At 31.5% G+C, this 21,997-nt stretch carries 15 protein-coding genes and 1 riboswitch; of the genes, 14 read left to right on the top strand and 1 reads right to left on the bottom strand.

The genetic code is table 11. The features are described 5' to 3' along the window. Window positions 1-238 precede the first annotated feature (238 nt). Window positions 239-338: riboswitch (SAM riboswitch) on the top strand. Window positions 339-586: 248 nt separating this feature from the next. The 14 genes from BSF42_RS03945 to BSF42_RS03880 all read left to right on the top strand — a co-directional run bounded on the left by BSF42_RS03945 (window position 587) and on the right by BSF42_RS03880 (window position 21,333). Beyond that, the gene (locus BSF42_RS03945) at window positions 587-1,570 is read left to right on the top strand and encodes a TlpA disulfide reductase family protein (RefSeq protein ID WP_095951822.1); all 984 of its coding nucleotides are present in this window, start codon (window positions 587-589) and stop codon (window positions 1,568-1,570) included. 177 nt (window positions 1,571-1,747) lie between these two features. After that, on the top strand, window positions 1,748-3,220 hold the full coding sequence (locus BSF42_RS03940; protein WP_095951821.1) for an aminotransferase class V-fold PLP-dependent enzyme: 1,473 nt from the start codon (window positions 1,748-1,750) through the stop codon (window positions 3,218-3,220). 315 nt (window positions 3,221-3,535) lie between these two features. Next, window positions 3,536-3,775, top strand: coding sequence for a hypothetical protein (locus BSF42_RS03935; RefSeq protein WP_253250973.1), 240 nt, complete (start codon window positions 3,536-3,538; stop codon window positions 3,773-3,775). A gap of 93 nt (window positions 3,776-3,868) precedes the next feature. Further along, entirely contained in the window at window positions 3,869-4,480 is a 612-nt protein-coding gene (locus BSF42_RS03930) for an RNA polymerase sigma factor (RefSeq protein WP_253250972.1), read from the top strand. 196 nt (window positions 4,481-4,676) lie between these two features. After that, window positions 4,677-5,816: a FecR family protein gene (locus tag BSF42_RS03925; RefSeq protein WP_095951819.1), complete on the top strand. Its 1,140-nt coding sequence runs from the start codon at window positions 4,677-4,679 to the stop codon at window positions 5,814-5,816. Between the two features lie 136 nt (window positions 5,817-5,952). Then, the gene (locus tag BSF42_RS03920) at window positions 5,953-9,600 is read left to right on the top strand and encodes a SusC/RagA family TonB-linked outer membrane protein (protein WP_095951818.1); all 3,648 of its coding nucleotides are present in this window, start codon (window positions 5,953-5,955) and stop codon (window positions 9,598-9,600) included. A 4-nt stretch (window positions 9,601-9,604) separates the two neighbouring features. After that, the gene (locus BSF42_RS03915; RefSeq protein ID WP_095952059.1) at window positions 9,605-11,029 is read left to right on the top strand and encodes a RagB/SusD family nutrient uptake outer membrane protein; all 1,425 of its coding nucleotides are present in this window, start codon (window positions 9,605-9,607) and stop codon (window positions 11,027-11,029) included. A gap of 5 nt (window positions 11,030-11,034) precedes the next feature. Beyond that, the gene (locus BSF42_RS03910) at window positions 11,035-13,473 is read left to right on the top strand and encodes a zinc-dependent metalloprotease (protein ID WP_095951817.1); all 2,439 of its coding nucleotides are present in this window, start codon (window positions 11,035-11,037) and stop codon (window positions 13,471-13,473) included. After that, on the top strand, window positions 13,470-13,991 hold the full coding sequence (locus BSF42_RS03905; RefSeq protein WP_095951816.1) for a DUF3347 domain-containing protein: 522 nt from the start codon (window positions 13,470-13,472) through the stop codon (window positions 13,989-13,991). Before BSF42_RS03910 ends, BSF42_RS03905 begins: the two co-directional genes overlap by 4 nt. 220 nt (window positions 13,992-14,211) lie before the next feature. After that, window positions 14,212-14,556: a hypothetical protein gene (locus BSF42_RS03900; RefSeq protein ID WP_095951815.1), complete on the top strand. Its 345-nt coding sequence runs from the start codon at window positions 14,212-14,214 to the stop codon at window positions 14,554-14,556. Between the two features lie 138 nt (window positions 14,557-14,694). Further along, window positions 14,695-15,972, top strand: coding sequence for an ABC-three component system protein (locus tag BSF42_RS03895; RefSeq protein ID WP_095951814.1), 1,278 nt, complete (start codon window positions 14,695-14,697; stop codon window positions 15,970-15,972). Between the two features lie 4 nt (window positions 15,973-15,976). Next, window positions 15,977-16,675, top strand: coding sequence for an ABC-three component system middle component 1 (locus BSF42_RS03890; RefSeq protein WP_095951813.1), 699 nt, complete (start codon window positions 15,977-15,979; stop codon window positions 16,673-16,675). Continuing rightward, entirely contained in the window at window positions 16,665-18,971 is a 2,307-nt protein-coding gene (locus BSF42_RS03885) for an AAA family ATPase (RefSeq protein ID WP_095951812.1), read from the top strand. Before BSF42_RS03890 ends, BSF42_RS03885 begins: the two co-directional genes overlap by 11 nt. A 22-nt stretch (window positions 18,972-18,993) precedes the next feature. Beyond that, window positions 18,994-21,333: a restriction endonuclease gene (locus tag BSF42_RS03880; protein ID WP_095951811.1), complete on the top strand. Its 2,340-nt coding sequence runs from the start codon at window positions 18,994-18,996 to the stop codon at window positions 21,331-21,333. A gap of 67 nt (window positions 21,334-21,400) precedes the next feature. Here the strand turns inward: BSF42_RS03880 and BSF42_RS03875 are convergent, their stop codons facing one another. Then, window positions 21,401-21,970, bottom strand: coding sequence for a sce7726 family protein (locus BSF42_RS03875; protein WP_095951810.1), 570 nt, complete (start codon window positions 21,968-21,970; stop codon window positions 21,401-21,403). Window positions 21,971-21,997: the final 27 nt, after the last annotated feature.

The raw sequence follows: 21,997 nt of genomic DNA, 5'->3' as shown, positions 1-21,997 counted from the left end.
TGAGTTTTTTTATGCGGTTAAAATATTTGTAGAGTTCATTTATTCTATAAAGAGTATGAATTTCTGTTATAAAATCTAAAATCTAAATAAACATTTTTAGCTTTTAAGTTGATGTAATTCAGTGTTTTAAAGTGCTTGAAGTTAATCTGTTTAAATAATTATCAAAAAAATATTCTTTAATACTACTAATTTGATAGAATTAATATATATATTTGTACCACAGAAAATTTCTGTATGATACTTATCCAGAAAGACTGAGGGAATAGGCCCATTGATGTCTTAGCAACCTGTTGCCAAATAAGGTGCTAAATCCTTCCACTAAGGTGGATAGATAAGAAGATTTCCTCAAATCTGAATAAGTTCATTAGTACTAAAATGATTTATTTTAAAATGAAAAACGAATCAATCTTATATACGAGTTATGAACTTTTGAATTTAATTTTCGAAGAAAATAGTCTTGCTTTTTTTCGAATGTGAAGACCTAAAATTCTCCCTTAATTTTTTTATTAACTATATTTTCTAGAAGCCTTTTGACTTTGGCCTGGGAATTCTTTTGTCTCAACCTTAAACTAAAAATCAAAATAAAATGAAAAAAATACTATTAGGTTTTGCCCTATTTTTTGGAGTTATCCAAACTCAGGCACAAGAAAATAATTTACAATTAAAAGGAACGGTTTTAGACACCGTGGTTCCATATGTTTACTTGCAAAAGTTTCATAATAAAATGTTTACTACGATTGATTCGGCAAAAGTGAAAGATGGAAATTTTAGCTTTAAAACCAAAGTTAAAACTCCAGAATTATACGGATTAAGCGTAAACACAGAAAATAGTCCGTTCTATATTTTCCTTGAAAAAGAACCAATTACCGTTAAACTTAGTCCGCTGAAATATTACAGTACATCTGTAGTTGAAGGTTCAGCTTCTCAAACTTTGTTTGATACGTACAGAAAAACGAAAGATCTAGAAATTAGTAAATTCATTACAGAGCATCCAAAATCCATTGTTTCTGCTTACGTATTATACAGAAATTGGTCTTATCGATTAACTCCAGAGCAAATTACTCAAAATATTGCCCTGCTTGATAAAAGTCAGCAAAATAACACTTACGTGAAAGAATTAAAAGAACTGGTTACTGTTTTAAACGGATTGTCGGTTGGAAAAAAAGCCCCTGATTTTACAGCAAATGATCCAGAAGGTAAACCAGTTCGTTTTTCTGAAAATCTGAAAGGATACACTTTAGTAGATTTCTGGGCTTCGTGGTGCGGACCTTGCCGAAAAGAGAATCCAAATATTGTAGCAGCTTACAAAGAATTTCACGATAAAGGATTCAATATTGTGGCAATTTCTTTGGATAAAAAGAAAGAAAACTGGGTTAAAGGAATTCAGGACGATAATTTAAACTGGACTCAAGTATCAGATTTGGCTTTTTGGAACAGTGCAGTCGCTAAATTATATGGCGTAAGAGCAATTCCAGCGAATTATTTAGTGGACTCAAAAGGCATTATCGTAGCAAAAAATCTGCACGGAGAAGAATTGCAGGCTACGCTTAAATCACTTTTAGAAAAGTAACTTTTTTGTGATTCTGAGGAACGAAGAATCACAAGCGGAATTGGCCAAAGAATGTTGAGATTCTAGTGCGATTCTTCGTTCAGAATGACAAATAAACTTCAATTACTTTGAAGTTTTTGAATTCTTCAAAGAAGATTCAATCAATAATAAATTTAGTTAATATAAAATGATAAGGAAATGAATGCTATTGAGACACAAACGAAACCAATTGAATTAGAAAGCTATTTTTCTAAGTTTAGAGAAAATACAGTAGGTGTAGATCATACTTTTAGATCGGTTTATGGAAAACAAAATCTGTTATATGCAGATTGGGTTGCCAGCGGCAGATTGTATGCTCCGATCGAAGATATTATGCTCAATAAAATGGGACCGATGATTGCCAATACGCATTCACTTTCAAGCCAGACAGGAAAGACTTCAACTTATGCCTATCAATATGCGAGAGATATCATTAAAAAATCGGTGAACGCAAATGAATCTGATGTTTTGATTACAACTGGAACTGGAATGACGGCCGCTTTGTCGAAATTGCAAAGGATAATGGGACTGAGAGCGATTGATGAAAATGATAAACCTGTGGTTTTTATTACGCACATGGAACATCATTCGAATCAAGTTTCCTGGTACGAAACCAATGCGGAAGTTGTGATTCTGCCTGCTGATCAAAATAATCTGGTTGATCCGAATATTCTTTCTGAAGAAATAAAAAAATATGCAGACAGAAGTTTGAAAATTGGTTCATTTACAGCTTGTTCGAATGTTACGGGAATTATTACGCCGTATCATGAACTGGCTAAAATCATGCATCAAAACGGCGGACTTTGTTTTGTTGATTTTGCTGCTTCGGCGCCTTATGTCAAAATCGATATGCATCCAAAAGATCCGCAACAGCAATTAGATGCAATTTTCTTTTCGCCTCATAAATTTTTAGGCGGACCAGGAACTTGCGGCGTTTTGGTTTTTAATGAGGAATTGTACAAATCTAATTTTCCGGATAATCCGGGCGGAGGAAATGTAAAATGGACGAATCCGCTGGGTAAATATTGTTATAGCGAGGTCATAGAAGTTAGAGAAGATGGCGGGACGCCAGGCTTTCTACAAGTAATAAGAACTGCCTTAGCTTTGGAATTAAAAGATAAAATGGGCGTTTTAAATATTAAAAACAGAGAAAAAGAACTGCTTGATCTTTGTTTTTCTAGACTTCAAAAAATAAAAGGTTTGTCCATTTTAGGAGATCTTCAGACAGACCGAATTGGATGCGTTTCTTTTGTTATCGAAGATATTCACTACAACTTAATCGTTCGGCTTTTAAATGACCGTTTCGGAATTCAGGTTCGCGGCGGCTGGTCTTGCGCGAGTACTTATGCGCATTATCTTTTCAATATAAACGAAAAAAAATCGGAACTCATTACAAACGAACTTTTAGAAAGAAACCAAACCAATAAACCGGGTTGGGTGCGTTTATCACTGCATCCGATTATGACAAATGATGAAGTTACGTTTATCTGCGATGCAATTGAACAAATCTCCCTGCATTATAAAAAATGGCAGAAAGATTATGTGTATAATGCAGCTTCTAATGAATTTGAAAATCCTGAAATAAAAGAAACAATTTCTCAGGAAGTAAATGAATGGTTTAGGCTGGATTAAGCGGATACAAATATTTATAATACTAATAAACCTGACAGGTTTTAAAAACCTGTCAGGTTTGCCGTGAGATTTATTTAGGATGCAGATCGTATCATAAGAAACCTAACAGGTTTTAAAAACCTGTTAGGTTTGTCGTTCGATTTAGATAAAACTTGTTTCAAAAAACGATCATCAGATTGAATATTGTTGCAAATTATAATTTGCAACCTCTTTCTCAATAAAACAGTGTTTTTAATTTATAATTTCGGTGTGAAATGATTTACTAGATTATTCCTGAGATACCTTATGATTAATTTAAATCTTAAACTCCAAATTATGTCTGTGCCTGAAGAATTATATAATATCAGATTTGCGGAACACTTTGAATCTATCAAATTTCTTTACTTAAACAATGAAAAGTTCAGAACAATTTGTGATGATTATTGTAATAATGTTGTTGATGCTCAAGTTTATCAGAAGAAATTTGAAAAAAATTTCCGCCGTAAATTGGAATGTGAAAACTTATCTAAAGAATTAGAAGAAGAAATATTGTTTTTTGTGGTAAGAAGCAGTTAAAACTTGTTAAAAATAAGAGCCTTACATAAACTCAATATAAATATTACAGATAATGCCGCCCTTTTCTTTATGTTTTAGTATTTAACATAAAAAATGTTTAATATTGCGTTTTTTGATCTTCAATCCTTTTTATTAATGCCTCTTTATAGCGAATATGCTGATGATATTTTATTAGATCTTCTTAAGGAAGACGATCAATCAGCCTATACCGAAATTTTTAAAAGGTATTCTAAAATCCTAATTAATCACGCCTATAAAATTCTTGAAAATCAAGATGAGGCCAATGATGTTGTTCAAGAGGTCTTTCTTTCGATCTGGAACAAACGTAACGAACTATCCATTACAGGATCTCTTTCTTCCTACTTATACAAAGCAGTAAAAAATCGAGTACTTAATTATATCGCGCACGAAAAAGTGGTTTCGCGCTACGCTGATTCTATTTCGCACTTTGTTGAAAACGACTATGTTTTTGCAGATTCTAATCTTAGAGAAGAAGAATTAGAATCGATTATAGCAAAAGAAATTGCTTTACTTCCAGAAAAAATGCGGGAAGTTTTTCTTTTGAGAAAAGTAGAAGAACTATCGTATGAAGAAATTGCCCTTCAATTAAATATTACAGACAAAACAGCCAAACAGCAAGTATATAATTCGCTCAAAATTCTGCGTGAAAAACTCAAGTCTTTAATGGGAGTTTTCATTTGGTAAAGTATTATGTTGTTTTTGTTAATTTCTATAGCAGAATCTTACTTATAACAGGCTGATTGGTAAACAAAAAATAACGTATTTCAAGATTTGTTAATGATCTAATAATATTTTTTTAATTTTTTTTCGTCATTATCTATGACAAAAGTCATTTCTAACTGTCTTATATAAAACAGGACAAAAATTTCGTGTTGTAATTATGAATAAAACTGAAATCTTAACATTGCTGAAAAAGCATCAAGAAGGTACTTTATCTATGGAAGAAAGCGATAAGCTGGACGCTTGGTATTTACATAAGGCTTCTAACAGCAATTTACAGCTCAGCGAATATGAACTGGAAGACAGTTATAATTATTTAAAATCGAATCTGCCATTACAGCAGGATAAAAAAGTAATTTCTCTTTGGCCGCGCATTGCTGTTGCGGCATCATTAGCAGTACTTTTAGGTTCTGGAATATTTTACTTTATAAAACCAAAAGAACAAATTACTACGGTTGCAGCAAAGCCACAGGAAATTGCTCCTGGAGGAACAAGAGGAATTTTGACACTTTCTAACGGAAAACAAATTGTTTTGTCTGCTATTTCTGGAAAAGATACTATTGCCAAAGAAGGAGATGAAGAAGAAGTAACCATTAAGATGGGCGCAAATGGCGTTATTACCTATGTAATAAACCCAAATGCAGCTGGTTCAAAAGATGATGGTGATTCCTTCAATACACTTTCAACACCAACAGGCGGGCAGTATAATATTATTTTGGCAGACGGTACCAAAGTGTATCTTAACACAGTTTCGTCCATTAAATATCCAACACAGTTTAATGGCGATCAAAGAGTTGTGGAGTTAGAAGGAGAAGCCTATTTTGAAGTAGCCAAAAATAAAAACAAACCCTTTATCGTAAAATCAGGCGATCAATCTATTGAAGTCCTTGGAACGCATTTTAACGTACATGCTTATAACAATGAATCGGTTTTAAAAACTACTTTGTTAGAAGGAAGTGTTGCAGTTTCGTATAAAAATCAAAAATCAATTTTAAAACCAGGACAACAGTCTAGTGTATCTGACAATTTTAGTAAAATTAAAATTAAAGAAGTCGATACCGAAGCTGCAGTGGCATGGAAGAACGGCCGATTTAAATTTGATAATGCCGACTTAAAATCAGTTATGAAACAATTAGAACGCTGGTACGGAATTAAAGTAGAATACCGCGGCGATGTTTCGGATGTGAGATTTAATGGAGGTACGTTTATGAATAAAAATTTGTCTGAGGTATTAAAAGTACTTGAGCTTAGTAATATAAAATTTAAGGTTGAAGGAAAAACAATTATTGTATATCCCTGATTTTAAATTTACCCGATTATATTGAGACTATAAACTAAAAAACCAGAAGCAGTTGCGATGCTTCTGGTTGTTATAAAAGTTTATAGCCAGTATAAGTTTGTCCACCTATTGTTTAACTATAACCAAATGTAAATGTATGAAATTTAATTTACAACCAAAAAAACCTTACAAAAAAATCAAAAAAAGGATTCCCAGATCTAATTTTTCTACTTGTTTATGGGGCTTCAGTATGTTATTTATGCTGCTTTGCAGTTTTACAGGAAAAGCACAGAACATCACCATTAAATTTAAAGATGCACCACTTGAAACCGTGCTGAAAGAAGTGGCAAAACAGGCTAATTACGAAGTTTTTTATACGCAGAAACTGCTGAAAGACTCGAAACCTGTAACTATTAATGTGAAGAATACTGCATTAAAGGAAACGCTGAATCAGATTTTTAATTCCCAAAATTTAAAGTACACGCTTACCAACCAAACAATTGTGGTAACCGATGCAAAAGAAAAAGCGGAAAGCTTGGGAAACGGATTAATCGATATCCGAGGAAAGGTCGTAAATAATAAAAACGAACCTTTTCCAGGCGTATCGATTACTCTTGCAGGTACTAACAGAGTTAGTGTAACAGATTTTGACGGAAGTTTTACTTTTGATAAAGTACCATCAAATGCCATACTGGAATTAACGGGATTAACGATAGAGAAAAAATCTATCGCTGTAGACGGACGTGCAGAATTGACTGTTGTGGTAGAAGACAAGGTTGCTGCAATGAAAGAAGTGGTGGTGACGGGTTTTCAAACTATAGCAAGAAGTAATTTTACAGGTGCAATTGCTAAAGTTGACGAAAAAACATTAAACGAAAACATCAATGCAGATTTATCAAGCGCGCTTGAAGGTCGTGTGGCAGGTTTGATGTTTCAGAAAAATCCAAGTGGAGCCGCAGCAGATAAACCAATTCTAAGAGGTATTGGTACTTTTTCTTCTGACCAAGTAGGGTATAGTCCGCTTTTAGTAATCGATGGTTTACCGACAGAATTGACTCTAAACGATATTAATCCTTATGATATAGAAAGCGTAGACGTTCTTAAAGATGCCGCTGCAGCTTCTATTTATGGTTCAAGAGCAGCAAACGGTATTATTGTTTTAACGACCAAAAAAGGTAATGGTAAATTAAAAGTGACTATAAATTCAGATTTCTTTATTGCCGAAAAGCCTAATTTAAGAGATATGAATTACGCTTCTACGAGCGATATAATCGATCTTGAACAGGCAGTTTATGATAGAGAGCGTGCAAGATTTGCCAATACAGCTACGATGTTCAGTAACTATGGAGATATCGGAAACAGCAGTATGAAATACTACAGTCCGCTTTACCAGCTTAACAGAAATTTGGAAGAAGGAAAAATCAGTACTGCTGATTATGACGGCACCATTGCACAATGGAGAAAAAACGACTATATAAAAGATTATCATGATAATGTATGGCAGAATGAATTCAGACAGCGTTATAATATTGCATTTTCTGGAAGTACAAGTAAGCAGAATACGTACGTGTCGTTAAACTATGATGAATCAAAAAACCGTGTAAAATTCAACCAAAGCAGAGCATTTAATCTGTACGCAAAAAGCAGTTTTCAAATTAACAATTGGTTGAATGCAACATTTGGAGTAAATGGAACTTACAGCAATGACGACGTAACCGATGGCGATTACAATGATTACCTTACTATTCAAAAAAGATACGAACGCATTACAGATGATAACGGAGATCTTGTAATAGCTCCATTTGTTGGAATTAGAGATGGTTTCACTTCAAGCGGTGTTATTAATCCGGCTGTAGCCGAAAAGTTAGCAGCTTTAAGCGGTTTTAAACCAATGACCTTTAATGTTTTAAATTCACTTCAGGAAGGGATTGAAAAACAAAATTCATTAAGCTTAAGAGCATTTGCTAATATAAAAGCAAAAATTTGGAGAGGTTTAAGTTATAATACGCAGTTTCAATATGAGGTAAGAAGAAACGATAATGAGCAGTATTACGACATCAACTCTTATAAAATGCGTTATGCTATTAATGCCTTAACAGGATATAATGCAGCTACAAATGTATACACGCCAGTTGAAGGTTTTTCTACAGGAGGACGTTATGAGCAGTCAAGCAGTCAGGCCAGCAATTATTCTTTTAGAAATCAATTGGATTATGCGGAAGAATTTGGAGAAGGTAAACATTCGATTAATGCTTTAGCCGGTTTTGAAATGCGCGAAACATTTCTTCCAAGAACAATTGAACAATTGCGTTATGGTTATGATCCTGTAACTCTTAGCTCTGCTGTGTTAAATAATTTAGCATTAAGCCAAACGGGAGTTTCAAGTTATATATTCGGAAATAATAGAACACTTGGAGCTTTAGCAAGAACACAAAAAGAAATATTACACCGCTATCTTTCCTTTTTTAGTACTGCGAGTTATACCTATTTATCAAAATATAACGTAACAGGAAGTTACCGTGTAGATAGAGCCGATTTATTTGGAGTAGATCCTAAGTATAAAAATCGTCCATTATGGTCCGCAGGTTTAGGATGGAATGTAAGTAATGAAGAATTCATGAAACCTGTAAAATGGGTGAGCATGCTGAAATTGAGAACTACTTACGGTATTAATGGAAATATAGACCAAAGTACAACTCCATACATTACTGCTACAAGAAGAAACGATAATTTATATCAGTCTTTACAATATACCAATATTACAGCACAGCCAAACCCAATGTTAAGATGGGAGAAAACGCAAAGCACAAACGTTGGTGTAGATTACAGTTTGTTTAGAGCGAAGTTAAACGGTAGTATTGATTTGTATCGCAAATACAGTAGCGACTTATTGGCTACGACAGATTTAGATCCTACAGTTGGTGCATTGACAAGAAGAATTAATGCTGGAGCTTTACTAAACAAAGGAATTGAATTTAGTATTGGATCTGAATGGTTTAATAATGGTAATTTCCGTGTAGCTTCTAATGTAGTATTTGCTCATAACAAAACAACAGTAAGAAAAGTGACAAGAGCACAGTCATCTGCCTCTGTCTATATATCTTCACCTGTAGATTTTTTCCAAGAAAATGAATTATACAATAGTTTGTATGCTTACCAATATGGAGGAACAACTAACGGATACCCTTATGTTTTAGATGAAAACGGCAATCCGTCAATTACTTTTGATGCTAATGGAAACCCAATTTCTACAAGTATAAAAACAGTTACTAATCCAGATGCATTAGTAAATATGGGAACTTTGATACCAACTTATACAGGTTCATTATCACAGCGATTTTCATATAAACAATTCGATTTGAATTTCTTATTTGTTTTCTCTGGTGGAAATGTAATGCGTAAAGAAGTTTTGGCGATGGATTCTGATATTGTAAATATGTCGGGTATTGCAGATCGTTATACAGATACAAATCAAAATGGCAATACACGTTTGTATGTAGACTTAGACGAAAGTGTTAGAAATTACGCAAGTACAATCAGCAGTCAGTGGAAAAATTCAAGTGCCAATGTTGTAGATGGAGATTATATTAAACTTAGAAATATTTCTCTTGGTTATAATCTGCCAAAAACTTTTGCAACTAGAATGAATATTGCATCGGCTAAATTTACTTTCCAAATGAATAACATTTGGTATTGGAGTGCAGCCGGAAATCGTATCGATCCAGAAGTTTACAGTGCAAACGCAGCTACACGTAATTTGCCATCGCCAAAAACGTATTTACTTGGCTTTAACCTTACTCTTTAAAAAAATGAAACAGATATATATAACACTGCTGTCGTTGATGATGTTAACAGTAGCATCATGCGAAGATTATACCGAAATTACACCAAAAGGAGCTTTAGTTATTGAGACACCAGAACAATTTCTTGAACTGGTATCGCTTCCAAACAGAGGTTATCCAATCAATAACTTTCAATATTTATCAGACGATCAATGGATGAGAGAAGCAAACGTGATTGGAAGAACTCCAAACATTGATATTATCAATTTTACTTTTGACGAAAGTGTCGATAGAGTTTCCTTACTTGGAAGTTCCAGCTTTTACAATCAGGCTTACACTTACATTAACAGATGGAATACGATTATTTCATTAGTAGACGAAAGCAAAGGTGATGAAAACACTAAACGTTTAGCAAAAGCAGAAGCTAAAATCTATAGAGCTTACGATCATTTTTTATTGATAAACACTTATGCTAAAGGATATGATCCGCAGACGGCAGCCACAGATGGCGGAATTTGCATTATGGATAAATTTGATTTAGAAGCACAGCCTTCAAAATCAACTGTAGCACAGGTTTACGATTTTATTCAGAAAGATATAGAAGATGCATTACCTTATCTTCAGGAAAAACCAATTGACGTTTACCATCCATCATTAGCATTTGCGTATGCATTTAAAGCTAAAGTTCATTTGTTTAAACGTGAAATTGCCAACGCTCAGGCAGCTGCAGAAAAATCACTAAGTTATAACAGTCAAATATTTGATATGGTTGCTTATGACACACAAGGCGGACCAACGGCACTTGCCGTTCCAGCAGCAAATAATGTTGAGGTTTTGAGTTATATGTACATGACTGGTTACAACGAGATGAATTTTGCACAAAGTTATATCATCAGTCCAGAGCTGCGAACTTTATTTGGTACTAATGATGCACGTTTTAATTTGTTTTTCAATTCAACAAGCGCAACCAATCTAGATCAAGGTTCAAATACAGCTTATTGGGCAACACAGTACACCAGATTCTTTTATCCTACAGTTGGGATGAAAACTACCGAAGTATATTTAATGCTGGCAGAATGTTATGCGAGAGACAATAAATTTAATGAAGCAGTTGCGGTTTTAAATACATTGAGAGCAAAACGCATTTTATCTGGTACAGTAAATTTAGCTGTCCCAGCAACAAGAAAGGAAACAATGGAACTTGTTGTAAACGAACGCAGAAAAGAATTGCTTTTAGGTTTCAACCGTTTTTTCGATTTGAAAAGATTAAATACCGAAACAGAATATGCAAAAACGGTTACGAGAGTATTTCCAATTGTAAACAAGACTGTTCCTCAAAAAACGTACACGTTACAGCCTAACTCTCGATTGTACATTGTACCATTTCCTTTATCTGTACTGCAAAAGAATCCTAAACTTACCTTGAATACTGACGAAAAGGTTCCATTTTAATTATAATGAAGAAATTATTTATTTTATTAATCATGCTGGTGGCTGTTCACCAGCATGGTTTTGCTCAGACTCCAGAAAAAAAAGCAGATAGTACCAGTACGCAGTCCAAAGGCATGCAGGCTTATAATAAAGTAATTACCGATAAAGCTAAAAGTAAATCGGGATTATTTGTTGTAAGTCAGGTGGATACTAAATATTACTTTCAAATTCCAGACAGCTTATTTAACAGATATATGCTGGTAGTAACCAGATATCTTTCGACTCCTGAAGGTTTTGGACGTTTTGGTGGAGAAAAAGCAAACGAACAGACTATTTATTTTGAAAAAGGGGCTAATAATACAGTCTATTTAAGATCTCTGCAATACAAACAAGATGTTCGCAATGCCGATTCGATGCTGGCAAAAGCATTGGCAGGAAGTAATGAAAATCCAATTGCAGCTGCTTTTCCAATAAAAACAACCAATCCTGATAATGGCAATGTTGTTATTGATGTAACCGATATTTTCAAGAAAGATAATCCTATGTTTTCTATAGAAAGTAAAGAGAAAACAGAGAAAAAAATAACCTCGCTTGCCGATGATAAATCTTTCGTCGAAACTGTAGATACTTATCCGATTAATATCGAAGTAAAAACTACAAAAACGTATACTAATGCGACATCAAGCAGCGGAAGCGTAACATTACGATTGAATACCTCAATTGTACTGCTTCCTAAAACGCCAATGCGCAAACGTTTTGCAGATGAAAGAGTGGGCTTTTTCGCTAATAAATATGTTTTGTTTGATGATGATGAACAACGTGCTCAAACAAAATATATCATTCAGCGTTATCGTCTGGAGCCAAAGGACAAGGATATTAAGAAATATCTAAACGGAGAATTGGTTGAACCCAAAAAACAAATCGTTTATTACATCGATCCAGCAACGCCAAAAAAATGGAGACCTTACCTAATTGCCGGAATCAACGACTGGCAAAAAGCATTTGAAGCCGCTGGTTTTAAAAATGCAATTGTAGGTAAAGAATGGCCGGAAGATGATCCATCAATGAGTTTAGAAGATGCCAGATATTCTGTAGTGAGATATTATGCATCGGAAACACCAAATGCGTATGGGCCGAGAGTAAGCGATCCAAGAAGCGGCGAAATCATCGAAAGTCATGTAGGATGGTATCATAATGTGATGAAATTGGTGCAGAGATGGTACATGATCCAAGCTGGACCTTTAGATCCAAGAGCTAGAAAAATGCATTTAGATGATGAATTAATGGGACAGCTAATTCGTTTTGTCTCTTCTCACGAAATTGGACATACAATTGGATTGCGTCATAATATGGGAGCCAGCAGTGCTACTCCGGTAGAAAAATTAAGAGATAAGAAATGGGTTGAAGCAAATGGCCATACCGTTTCTATTATGGATTATGCCCGATTTAATTATGTGGCACAGCCAGAAGATAATATTAGCCCAAAAGGAATTTACCCGCGTATTGGAGCTTACGACAAATGGGCTGTAAAATGGGGATATACTTATTTTTCAAAAGCGAAAGATGAGTTTGAAGAAGAAACTGCACTTGCCAAATTAACGACTGATAGTTTAACCGCCAATCCTAAATTATGGTTTGGAGGCGAAGGAAAAGACGAAGATCCACGCAGCCAGACAGAAGATCTTAGTGATGATTCTGTAGCTGCAAGTGATTACGGAATCAAGAATTTGAAACGCGTTGTTCCTAATTTGATTCAATGGACATATCAGCCTAACGATGCTTATGATAATTTATCAGATATGCACAAAGCAGTCGTAAAACAATATGGATTGTACTTGTATCATGTACTAAAAAATATTGGAAATAATTACGTAACCAAAAGAACTGTCGATGAAAAAGGTGTAGTATATAAGTCAGTTCCTAAAGCCAAAGTGAAAGCGGCTGTGGATTATGTTGGAAGACAATTGTTTGTTGCGCCGCTTTGGATGTATCCACAGGAAATCGATCAATATATTGCTTTAAAAACGGAAGATCAAATTGCAGACCAGCAGAATCAGGTTTTAAATATGTTATTGAGTTCTGGTATGCTGTATAACATCAGTTTAAAATCAATGCAGTCTGAAGGAGCTTACACCGTTCCAGAGTTTTTAAACGATTTACAGCAAACAGTTTGGGTAAAATTGAGTGGAAACGAGAAATTAGATTTTTACAGACGCAGTTTGCAGCGCAGCTACATTGATAAGTTATACCTCTTGTTATTGCCAAAAGAAGCAGAAGGTACTAGAGCTTTGAACACAGCGCAGCGCAGTGATGTGAGATTGTATGCCAAACAGCATCTTTTAAAATTAAGAGACGACGTAACAAACTTAATGACTGGAGCAGCAGATTTGAACAAAGAACATTACGAAAGTATTTTGATAGAAATAGATAAAATCATCAATAAACTCAATAAAACCACGATATGAAAAATGTATTAGTCATAGCCTTAATTTTCTTAAGCAGTCTGGCACACGCTCAGTTAACATCAAAAGAAGAAGTCGCTCCTGAATTAGCAGTAAAACGTGAAGCCCAAAAAAAGGAAATCACTAACAATTATCTGGCTTTAAAAAACAACCTTTTAATTTCAGATAGTCTGGCAGTGGTTAAGAATGCGGCTGCATTACAAAAATCATTACAAAACTTTAAGTTTAAAAAACTGACTCTTGAAAAAATGAACGAAGCAACTACAGCAAGAAAAGAAATTATACAACTTGCTGCTGAAGTTGGCGCAACTAAAAACATCAACAAACAGCGTAAATTTTTTCAATCACTTTCTGTAAAGTTTTGGGATCTAGCACCAAAATTCAAGGCAGAAGATACTGCATTATTTCTGCAAGTCTGCCCAATGACCAGTGCGGAGTGGGTAAGTGACAGCAAAGAAATTAAAAATCCTTACTACCCAAAAAATATGCTGACCTGCGGCGAAGTAAAAGCAAGTTTATAATTTAGTTTTGAATTAGTTTGATGAGTGCGGTTTCCTGTATAGGAGCCGTATTTGTTTTTTTAGCTATAAGTGGTTAGATGGATAATATTTACTGTTGAACATTATTTTAATTATATTAAACCAATTCTTTATTATAAACTAAAATCTTTGTTATGAGCGCATTTGAAATTCTAATGAAAGAACATTCAGATACGGAGTTATTCAAAGAATCATTCATTTCATGTATATTTCTTTTCCAGAATGGGAAACTAATAAAGGATTGGGAACAACTGCAACAGAATTTATATCTGATAGCATAGAGTTTTTAAGCCAATGCAATTTAGAGAAACGAGACGATCAATTGAATAAACAATCTTTAACTCAAATATACCTAAGCTTGGCTGAAAATTATGAACGCTATAAAGTGCAATATCAATCTATATTTTTCGAAAATACTTTGGAAAAGTTTACTGCTGAATTTGAGGAAGAGTTGGAAGATGAGTATTTTACGGATTTTATGTATAACTATTTGTTTGATAGTTTTTTAAATAAAGAATTAGAAAAAGTGATTTACAGTTTCAATTGAATTCTTCACTTTTTTATACTTTAATTATATTTAATTATATTTAATTATTGTATTTAGTTTTAACTTGTTAAAACTAACCTTACAATTTTAATGTTTAAATGAATATAATAGTTTATTTTAGTTGCTAAATTTCTTTAAATGCTGACAACAAATCCTAATGATATTCATTCTGCCGCCGATACATGGAGTGGCTTCATCTACCAAGGAAAAATAGCTCTTCTTCATGTTCTCACATTAATCCTAAACGAGAACGTTGATGAGTTTTATTTGCAACTTGATTCACTTGAAGATTTTGCAATTATTAGATATGATGGTGGTGCTCTGATTCCAGTTAGTTTGCACCAAGTTAAGGCAATGAAGAGTCATTTTTATTCAGCATATCAAGAAGCTTTTGAAAAGCTAGAAAGAAGAAAGATTAGTTTTCCATGTGAAAGAAATGCATATTTCCATTTGGCAACAGAAAATGAAAAGACAAAGTTGGAAATAGAAACTGATCATCCCACAATTTCTATATATGAATATGATCGAGAACCATTTTGTAAAATTGAAAATTTGCAAAATAAAATAAACGTAAAAACTCAAGAATGTTTAAGGAACCTTGGAAAGTTAGCGGAAAGTAATAATCCAGAGTACGTTTCACTAATGAGTGAAACATTAGAAGAGTTAATTACTAGTCAGATTATTGCTGTTCATGCAAATAATCATAGAAGAAATGGTTTAACAATAAACGAAGGAGCTTATTACTTTACAATTCCCTTAAATAATTTTGTTGCAGAATTAAACTCAGATATTAATGCTAAAATTTATGATTCAAATTATTATCGACAAGTTTTGAGATATGATTTAAATAGATATTTTCAAGAATTTTGCTTTGATCTTGAAGAGGAAATTGATGGCGAAACTAAGGAGAAACTTTCCAATTATTTAATATATTTTAATGGGTTAACGGATGTTGAATTTCAGATATTTTTACAAAATATTATGCCCCACAGAAATGTTAAATTTTCGACCTTACAAGAATATAAAGATAATTCGTTAAATATTGATGAATTTAAAGGTGCTCTTGCATTAATTCTTAAAGAACTAAGAGATTCTGATAAAGATACAATAAATAAGGTCGGCTGGATTTGCGTAGATAACAAAAGATATTTTCCATCAACAATTGATGTGTCTGATACAAGCAACAGTAAGAAAAAGATTAGCGAGAAGATTGTAAATGTTGCATTAGATACTTTAGTTGATATTCCATTTAATAGTGATTATATAATTACTGAAGGATGCCAAGTTGAATCTTTAGAAAAAGAAGCTTCAAATATTTTTAAAGTAGAAGATGATGATACCATTTATACAAAAATTACTAACTGGCGTAAAGTATCGCTTATACCTCTTGAAGAGGCTAAAAGAAAATTAAATTGATAAAATGAAAACAATAATTGATAGGTTGCTTATTGATATAGGATTAGAAAGTGTACTTAGTGATTTAGGTCCAGTATATTATTTCAAAGATGAAAATGTTCATAGTTATTGGATGGTAGTTGAATCCAGTGATTTAAGTTCATTGCTTGAAAAACAGGCTGATTATTTTGTGCAAGCAAAAGAAAAGGTTAAAAATGAATGGTTTGAAAAAAATGCTAGTTTATTGATATTACACAAGCCAATTTCTTTAGATGCAGTAAATAAGGATCAGATAATTGATATAGAAGAAAATCCATATTTGTTCAAAAAACAAGTTTTACTATATACGGAAGAAGAGAAGGAGAAACTGATTGAAGCGATAAATATTAGCGGGTTGAATATTAGGGATTTTATTGAAAAGAAAATATTGACAGAAGAGGTTTTTGAGTATCATAAGACTAGTATAAATAATAATAATTTTGAATCCTTATTATATAGAATTGCTCATAAGATACCTTTTGTAATGATAAAGGCTAATCAAGTTGATGGATTATTAGATTTGACAGAAAGCAATAAGGCTAAAATTGATGATAGCATATATAAGAATCTTAATGATACTTTAACGTTAGATTTATTTGAAAGAACAAAAGAAGAACTAATTGAAATGCCTGAAAATGAAATCTATGAACAGTTAATCATTGTACTAAATCAAAATGGAAATTAAAAGGATAAAAATACAAAACTTTAAAGTCTTTAAAGAAATAACAGTTGACTTTAGCTCTTCAGATTTAATTATTTTTGATGGACCTAATGGATTTGGCAAAACTTCTTTGTATGATGCTATTGAGTTATTATTTACGGGAAGTATAAGAAGATACAATGAGTTACAAAAGCTGATTGTAGATGGTAGGGAATCATATGAAGAACATCCCTTTTATAATGAAGGAGCTAGTGGTGATATTGTCGTATGTATTGAATTTGTTAAAGATTCAACGAGTTATTTTTTAGAAAGAATTGCAAAAACAAATGACTTAAGTAATAGAGTTGATTTTTCTATCTATCATTTATATGAAAAAGACAATTTTGATTCGCAAGAAAGAATACTTATAGCAAATGAAGAAGATTTTTTGAGCAACATCTTTGGGGGAAACTATAAAGAAAATTTCAAATATTTAAATTATATAGAGCAAGAAGACAGTTTGTTTTTGCTTAAAAATCAAGATAAGAATAGAAAACAGCATATCTCTCATCTTTTTAATGTTTCAGAGTTTGAAAATAAGATTGAGGTGATAAAAATATTAAAACAAAAAATAGATAAAATTTGTAGTGAAAGTGAAGGGTTGATTATTAGTGAATTAAAATCTGAGATTAAGCAAATTCAAGAAATATTAGCCAAAGATTTTGAAGAAACAGAATTTATTAAATTGTTTTCTGAGAAAGACATTTTTTGGGATGAGCCTGATTTCGATTATAATATTTTGTCATATAAAGATTTATTTGACGAAGATGGAATAATGACACAATTGGATTATTTTATAGTCAATAAATCCTTGTTCAAAGATTATATGCATAATGAAACAATAAATTCTTTATTAAGAGATGAAATTTTACTTAATGATTTTTTACGATTCTACGCTTTTATAGAAGAAAAGGATGAATTGTTAAAAGCAAAAAAAAGCTACAATCAAAAATTAACTTATTTAGAAAAATTAAAAGAATTTTCAATTGATGATTTAGAGGATGAATTTTTTGAATATGATTTTGACAATTTTAGCTTTTTAGATTCAGATTTAATTGATGATTTTAGAGATGAATTTGAAATACTAAAAAAGGAAATTGAAGAATTAAATAGTTTAGAGACTATTTATTCTAATATTAATGATTCTAGAGAAAAATTAATAAAAAATATTGAAAAATTAAAAGAAGAGGAAGGTGAAATTTCAGGGAATTGCTTATTATGTGGTAACGATTGGGGGGATATTGATGAATTGTTGATAAATATTTCCATTCAATCTGATAATTTAGAGGAGGTTACTGGGGTTAAAAGTAAAAAATTCAATGAAAGACTTGAGGAGTTTAAAAATGAAATAGTTAGTGATATAATTAATGATATTACTAATGATCTAACAGAGAGTAAAGTAGATGTCCAATTTATTGACAAATTATGCTCTTTCGAATTGATAAAGTTTAATAATTTGATTCTAAATTTTTCTAAAATTGATTTTAATTATGTTTCATATCTAAGTCAGATAAAGAAAATGGACCATGAAATTGAACTAGAAAAATTAATCTTAGCATTAAAGGATAATAGAAGAGATTTCGAAATAGAAAAAATTCAAAATTATTTTAGAGAGTATTTTAATGAATACTTTGATAATAATTATGAAGCTTTGGAAAAGGTTGATCTTGATATGCTCAAAAAGAAAACTCGTTATTTAAAATATAACTATTCTATATTGCAAAGTGATATTTTAATTGAAAAGAATAAAGAACTTGAGATTAAAGAAACCAAATTTAAAAATGCTGAAAAATTAAGTAAGCAATTGAAAGGCATGAAAGATGTCTATGATAAATCATTGAAGAAATATCAAAAAAAAGTTATTAAGGATATTGAAATAATTTTTCATATATATTCAGGAAGAATAATGCAGGATTTTCAAGGAGGCCTTGGTTTGTTTATCTATTCTGATAAAAATGGTATACGATTTCAAACAAATCCAGCAAAAACTTTTGACGCTGTATTTTCAATGAGTTCAGGACAGTTGTCAGCTTTAATAATAGCATTTACTCTTGCTCTACATAAAAAATATTCTAAAAATAAAATTGTATTAATAGACGATCCAGTTCAAACTATGGATGAATTAAATGTAGTTGGATTTGTAGAACTATTAAGGAATGAATTTAATAAAAATCAAATAATTATTTCTACTCACGAAGAAATGATGTCTTCATTTATAAGGTATAAATTCAAAAATTATAATTTAACTCAAAAAAGAGTGAATTTAAAGTCAATGAATTAATCGTATTTAAACTTAATAATCAATGATAGATTACGATTTTTCAACATTAAACGATAGAGATTTAGAGGAATTGGCTAGAGATGTTTTAACAGAAAAATTGAAATATAATTTCCAGTCTTTTAAATCTGGGGCAGATCAAGGAATTGATTTGAGATATGCAACAATTGATGATGAAAATGAAATTATAGTTCAAGTTAAGCATTATTTAGGATCAGGAATTTCTAAGTTAAAAAGTTCGTTAAAAAAGGAAGAGTTGTCAAAAGTTCTTTTATTGAATCCTAAAAGATACATTTTTGTAACATCTCTAAAATTATCACCCAAGGACAAGGAAGATATTAAAAATATTTTTTATCCATTTATTCTTTCTACAGATGATATATTAGGGAAAAATGATTTGAATGCTTTTCTAGGTGTTTTTCCACTGATTGAAGAGAAGCATTTTAAATTATGGCTCTCTAGTGCCAATATATTAAAAAGAATATTTAAAAATGGTATAAGTGGAAGATCGGAATTTCACCAAGAAAAAATTAAAAACGATATTAAACTTTTTGTGCCAAACAGGGCGCATAAAACGGCTGTAGATATTCTTAATAGAAATAATTTTATACTCATAACTGGTGCTCCTGGGATTGGTAAATCTACATTAGCAAATATCTTGACTTATCAGCTTTTGGCTCGAGATTTTCAGTTAATTTATGTGAGAGAAATTACTGAAGCTGAAGATTTATATGTAGTAGGGAAAAATCAAGTGTTTTATTTCGATGATTTTTTAGGTGCAATTACATTAGATTTAAAAAGCTCTAGAAATGCAGATTCAGCAATTGTTAATTTTATTGAAAGGGTTAAAAATGATAAGCAGAAAAAGCTTATTCTAACATGTAGAACTACAATTTTAAATCAAGCAAAGGAAGTTTCAGAAAAAATTGAAGCATCAAAAATTGATATTTCGAATCATGAGGTAACTATTGAAGACTACAGAAATATTGATAAAGCAAAAATACTGTACAATCATATTTATTTTTCTCAATTGACTGATGAGCAAAAATCTATTTTTTTTAAAGATCAGTTTTATTGGAAAGTAATTAAACATAAATTTTATAATCCACGTATTATAAGTTTTTTTACAGATCACGATAGAGTAAAGTCGAATGCAGAATATAGTAGAGAGGTTATTGATTTTCTGGATAACCCTTCATTAATATGGGAGAAACCTTTTTTGATTCAAATATCATCTAATTCTAGGTTGTTGCTCTCTACACTTTATTCTTTAGGTGGAAAATATGTTATTAGTGAAGAACGGTTGAGAGAAGCATTTACTTCTAGATTAAATTATGAAGTAAAATATAATAACTATGTAAAAAAGGGAAATACTTTTGAAGCCGTAATAAAAGAGTTGGTAGGTGGTTTTATTAATAGGATTACATATAAAGATGATAATTCAAAAATAGAATATAGTTTTTTTAATCCATCAATTGAAGATTTCTTATTCGATTATTTTTCAAAAAACAAAGATGAGTACATCACAATTTTAAGTTTATCAATTTATTTTGAGCAATTTAATGAACGAATTACGACTAAATTGGTAAAGAATTCTAAGAGGATTTATTTTTCTGATCCAAGTACGATTTCGAAGTTATTTGATACTTTTATTAAATTGTCTCCAAAGTTAAAAGGGGGCGATGATGATGACATAATGTATTTAGTTATTCTATTAAGGCTTTTTACTTGGGAAGATATAAAAGAAATTTTTATAGAACGACTAAATGATCTTAATTTAGATAGAATCTACTACTGGGATGATAGGTCTAATTTGATAGATATTTTAGATTATTTAGCAAAAAACAATCTGACACATTATTTTCAATCCATTGAAAAAATGATTTTGACTCTATCAAGACATATGACAAATTATTATCAGATTGAGTCTTTCGCAAATTTGATTGGGAAACATTCAGTTTATAAAAATGTCATTGAGAGTGCTAAAGAACTTGATGTTGAATATTATACTGATTTAAAAGAAAATATAAATAAATCATGGGAGTTTAGCATCGAACATTATATTAAACAAACTTACAATCTAAATTTTATTAAAACAAAGGAAGAACTGGTTGAGATAGTTACTAAACGTAAAAAAGAGGCAGAGAATATAAATGATCAAATTAGTATTGATAATTCTAGTATTCTTGATGAATATGAATTCGATTACGATTCTCAACTGAATTTCAATAATGAACTTAATAATACAGAAGGCTTAGTGATAAAAGATTTTGAAGAAGATAAAGATATTCCAAATGAAGTTATGCAGATAAATAGATTATTTAATTCAAATGATGTTGAGGAGTGGAATGACTTACCATTTTAAATAGTAATATAAAAAAATCCTGCAAATACATTTTACAGGATTTTTTTATATAATTATTTATGGAAAATTAAATAAAAGATTCTTTCCAAGTTTCTCTTTTTTTTAATTTGTTTCTTACTATAGCTGAGATTGAATCTGTATCAAGATTACTAGATAAAGCTTCACATAGAAGCCAGTTTCTATCTTTCTTTCGAAATTTTATTTGAAGTTCTTCTAAACATTCCATTAATTCTTCTCTCCAAAGAAGTTTAGCGATATAAATTGATTCTCTACTTTCGTTTTTAATAGGTTTACGCAATTCGTTAATTGATTTAACACCATTTTTTTCATTACAAATCAGAACTCCAATCCAATCAGGTACATAATCTAGAATTTTTTGACCATATTTCTCTTCCGTTACTATTGATAAGAAATCAAATACCTTTGTATATGCTTCAATTTGTGCAGGCAATCTTTGAAGAGTATCTGATGCGCTTTTTATCTCATAACCATGTAGCGAACCATTTATGACGGCAATATCAATTCTAGCTTTTGCAACGGGAAGACTTAATTCTTCGACAATTTTGGAATCGTTATCGTCGATATAATGTTTTAGTTCGGTAGTTCGAAGCAATTCACGAATACATGGGTCTTTCATTTTAATAGTAGTTTAGGAGTTACAAAA

The sequence above is a fragment of the Flavobacterium sp. ACN6 genome (assembly GCF_002304005.1).
Taxonomy (GTDB): Bacteria; Bacteroidota; Bacteroidia; order Flavobacteriales; family Flavobacteriaceae; genus Flavobacterium.
The sequence above is the reverse complement of the archived record's forward strand: the minus strand, read 5'-3'. Positions and strand labels throughout refer to the sequence as shown.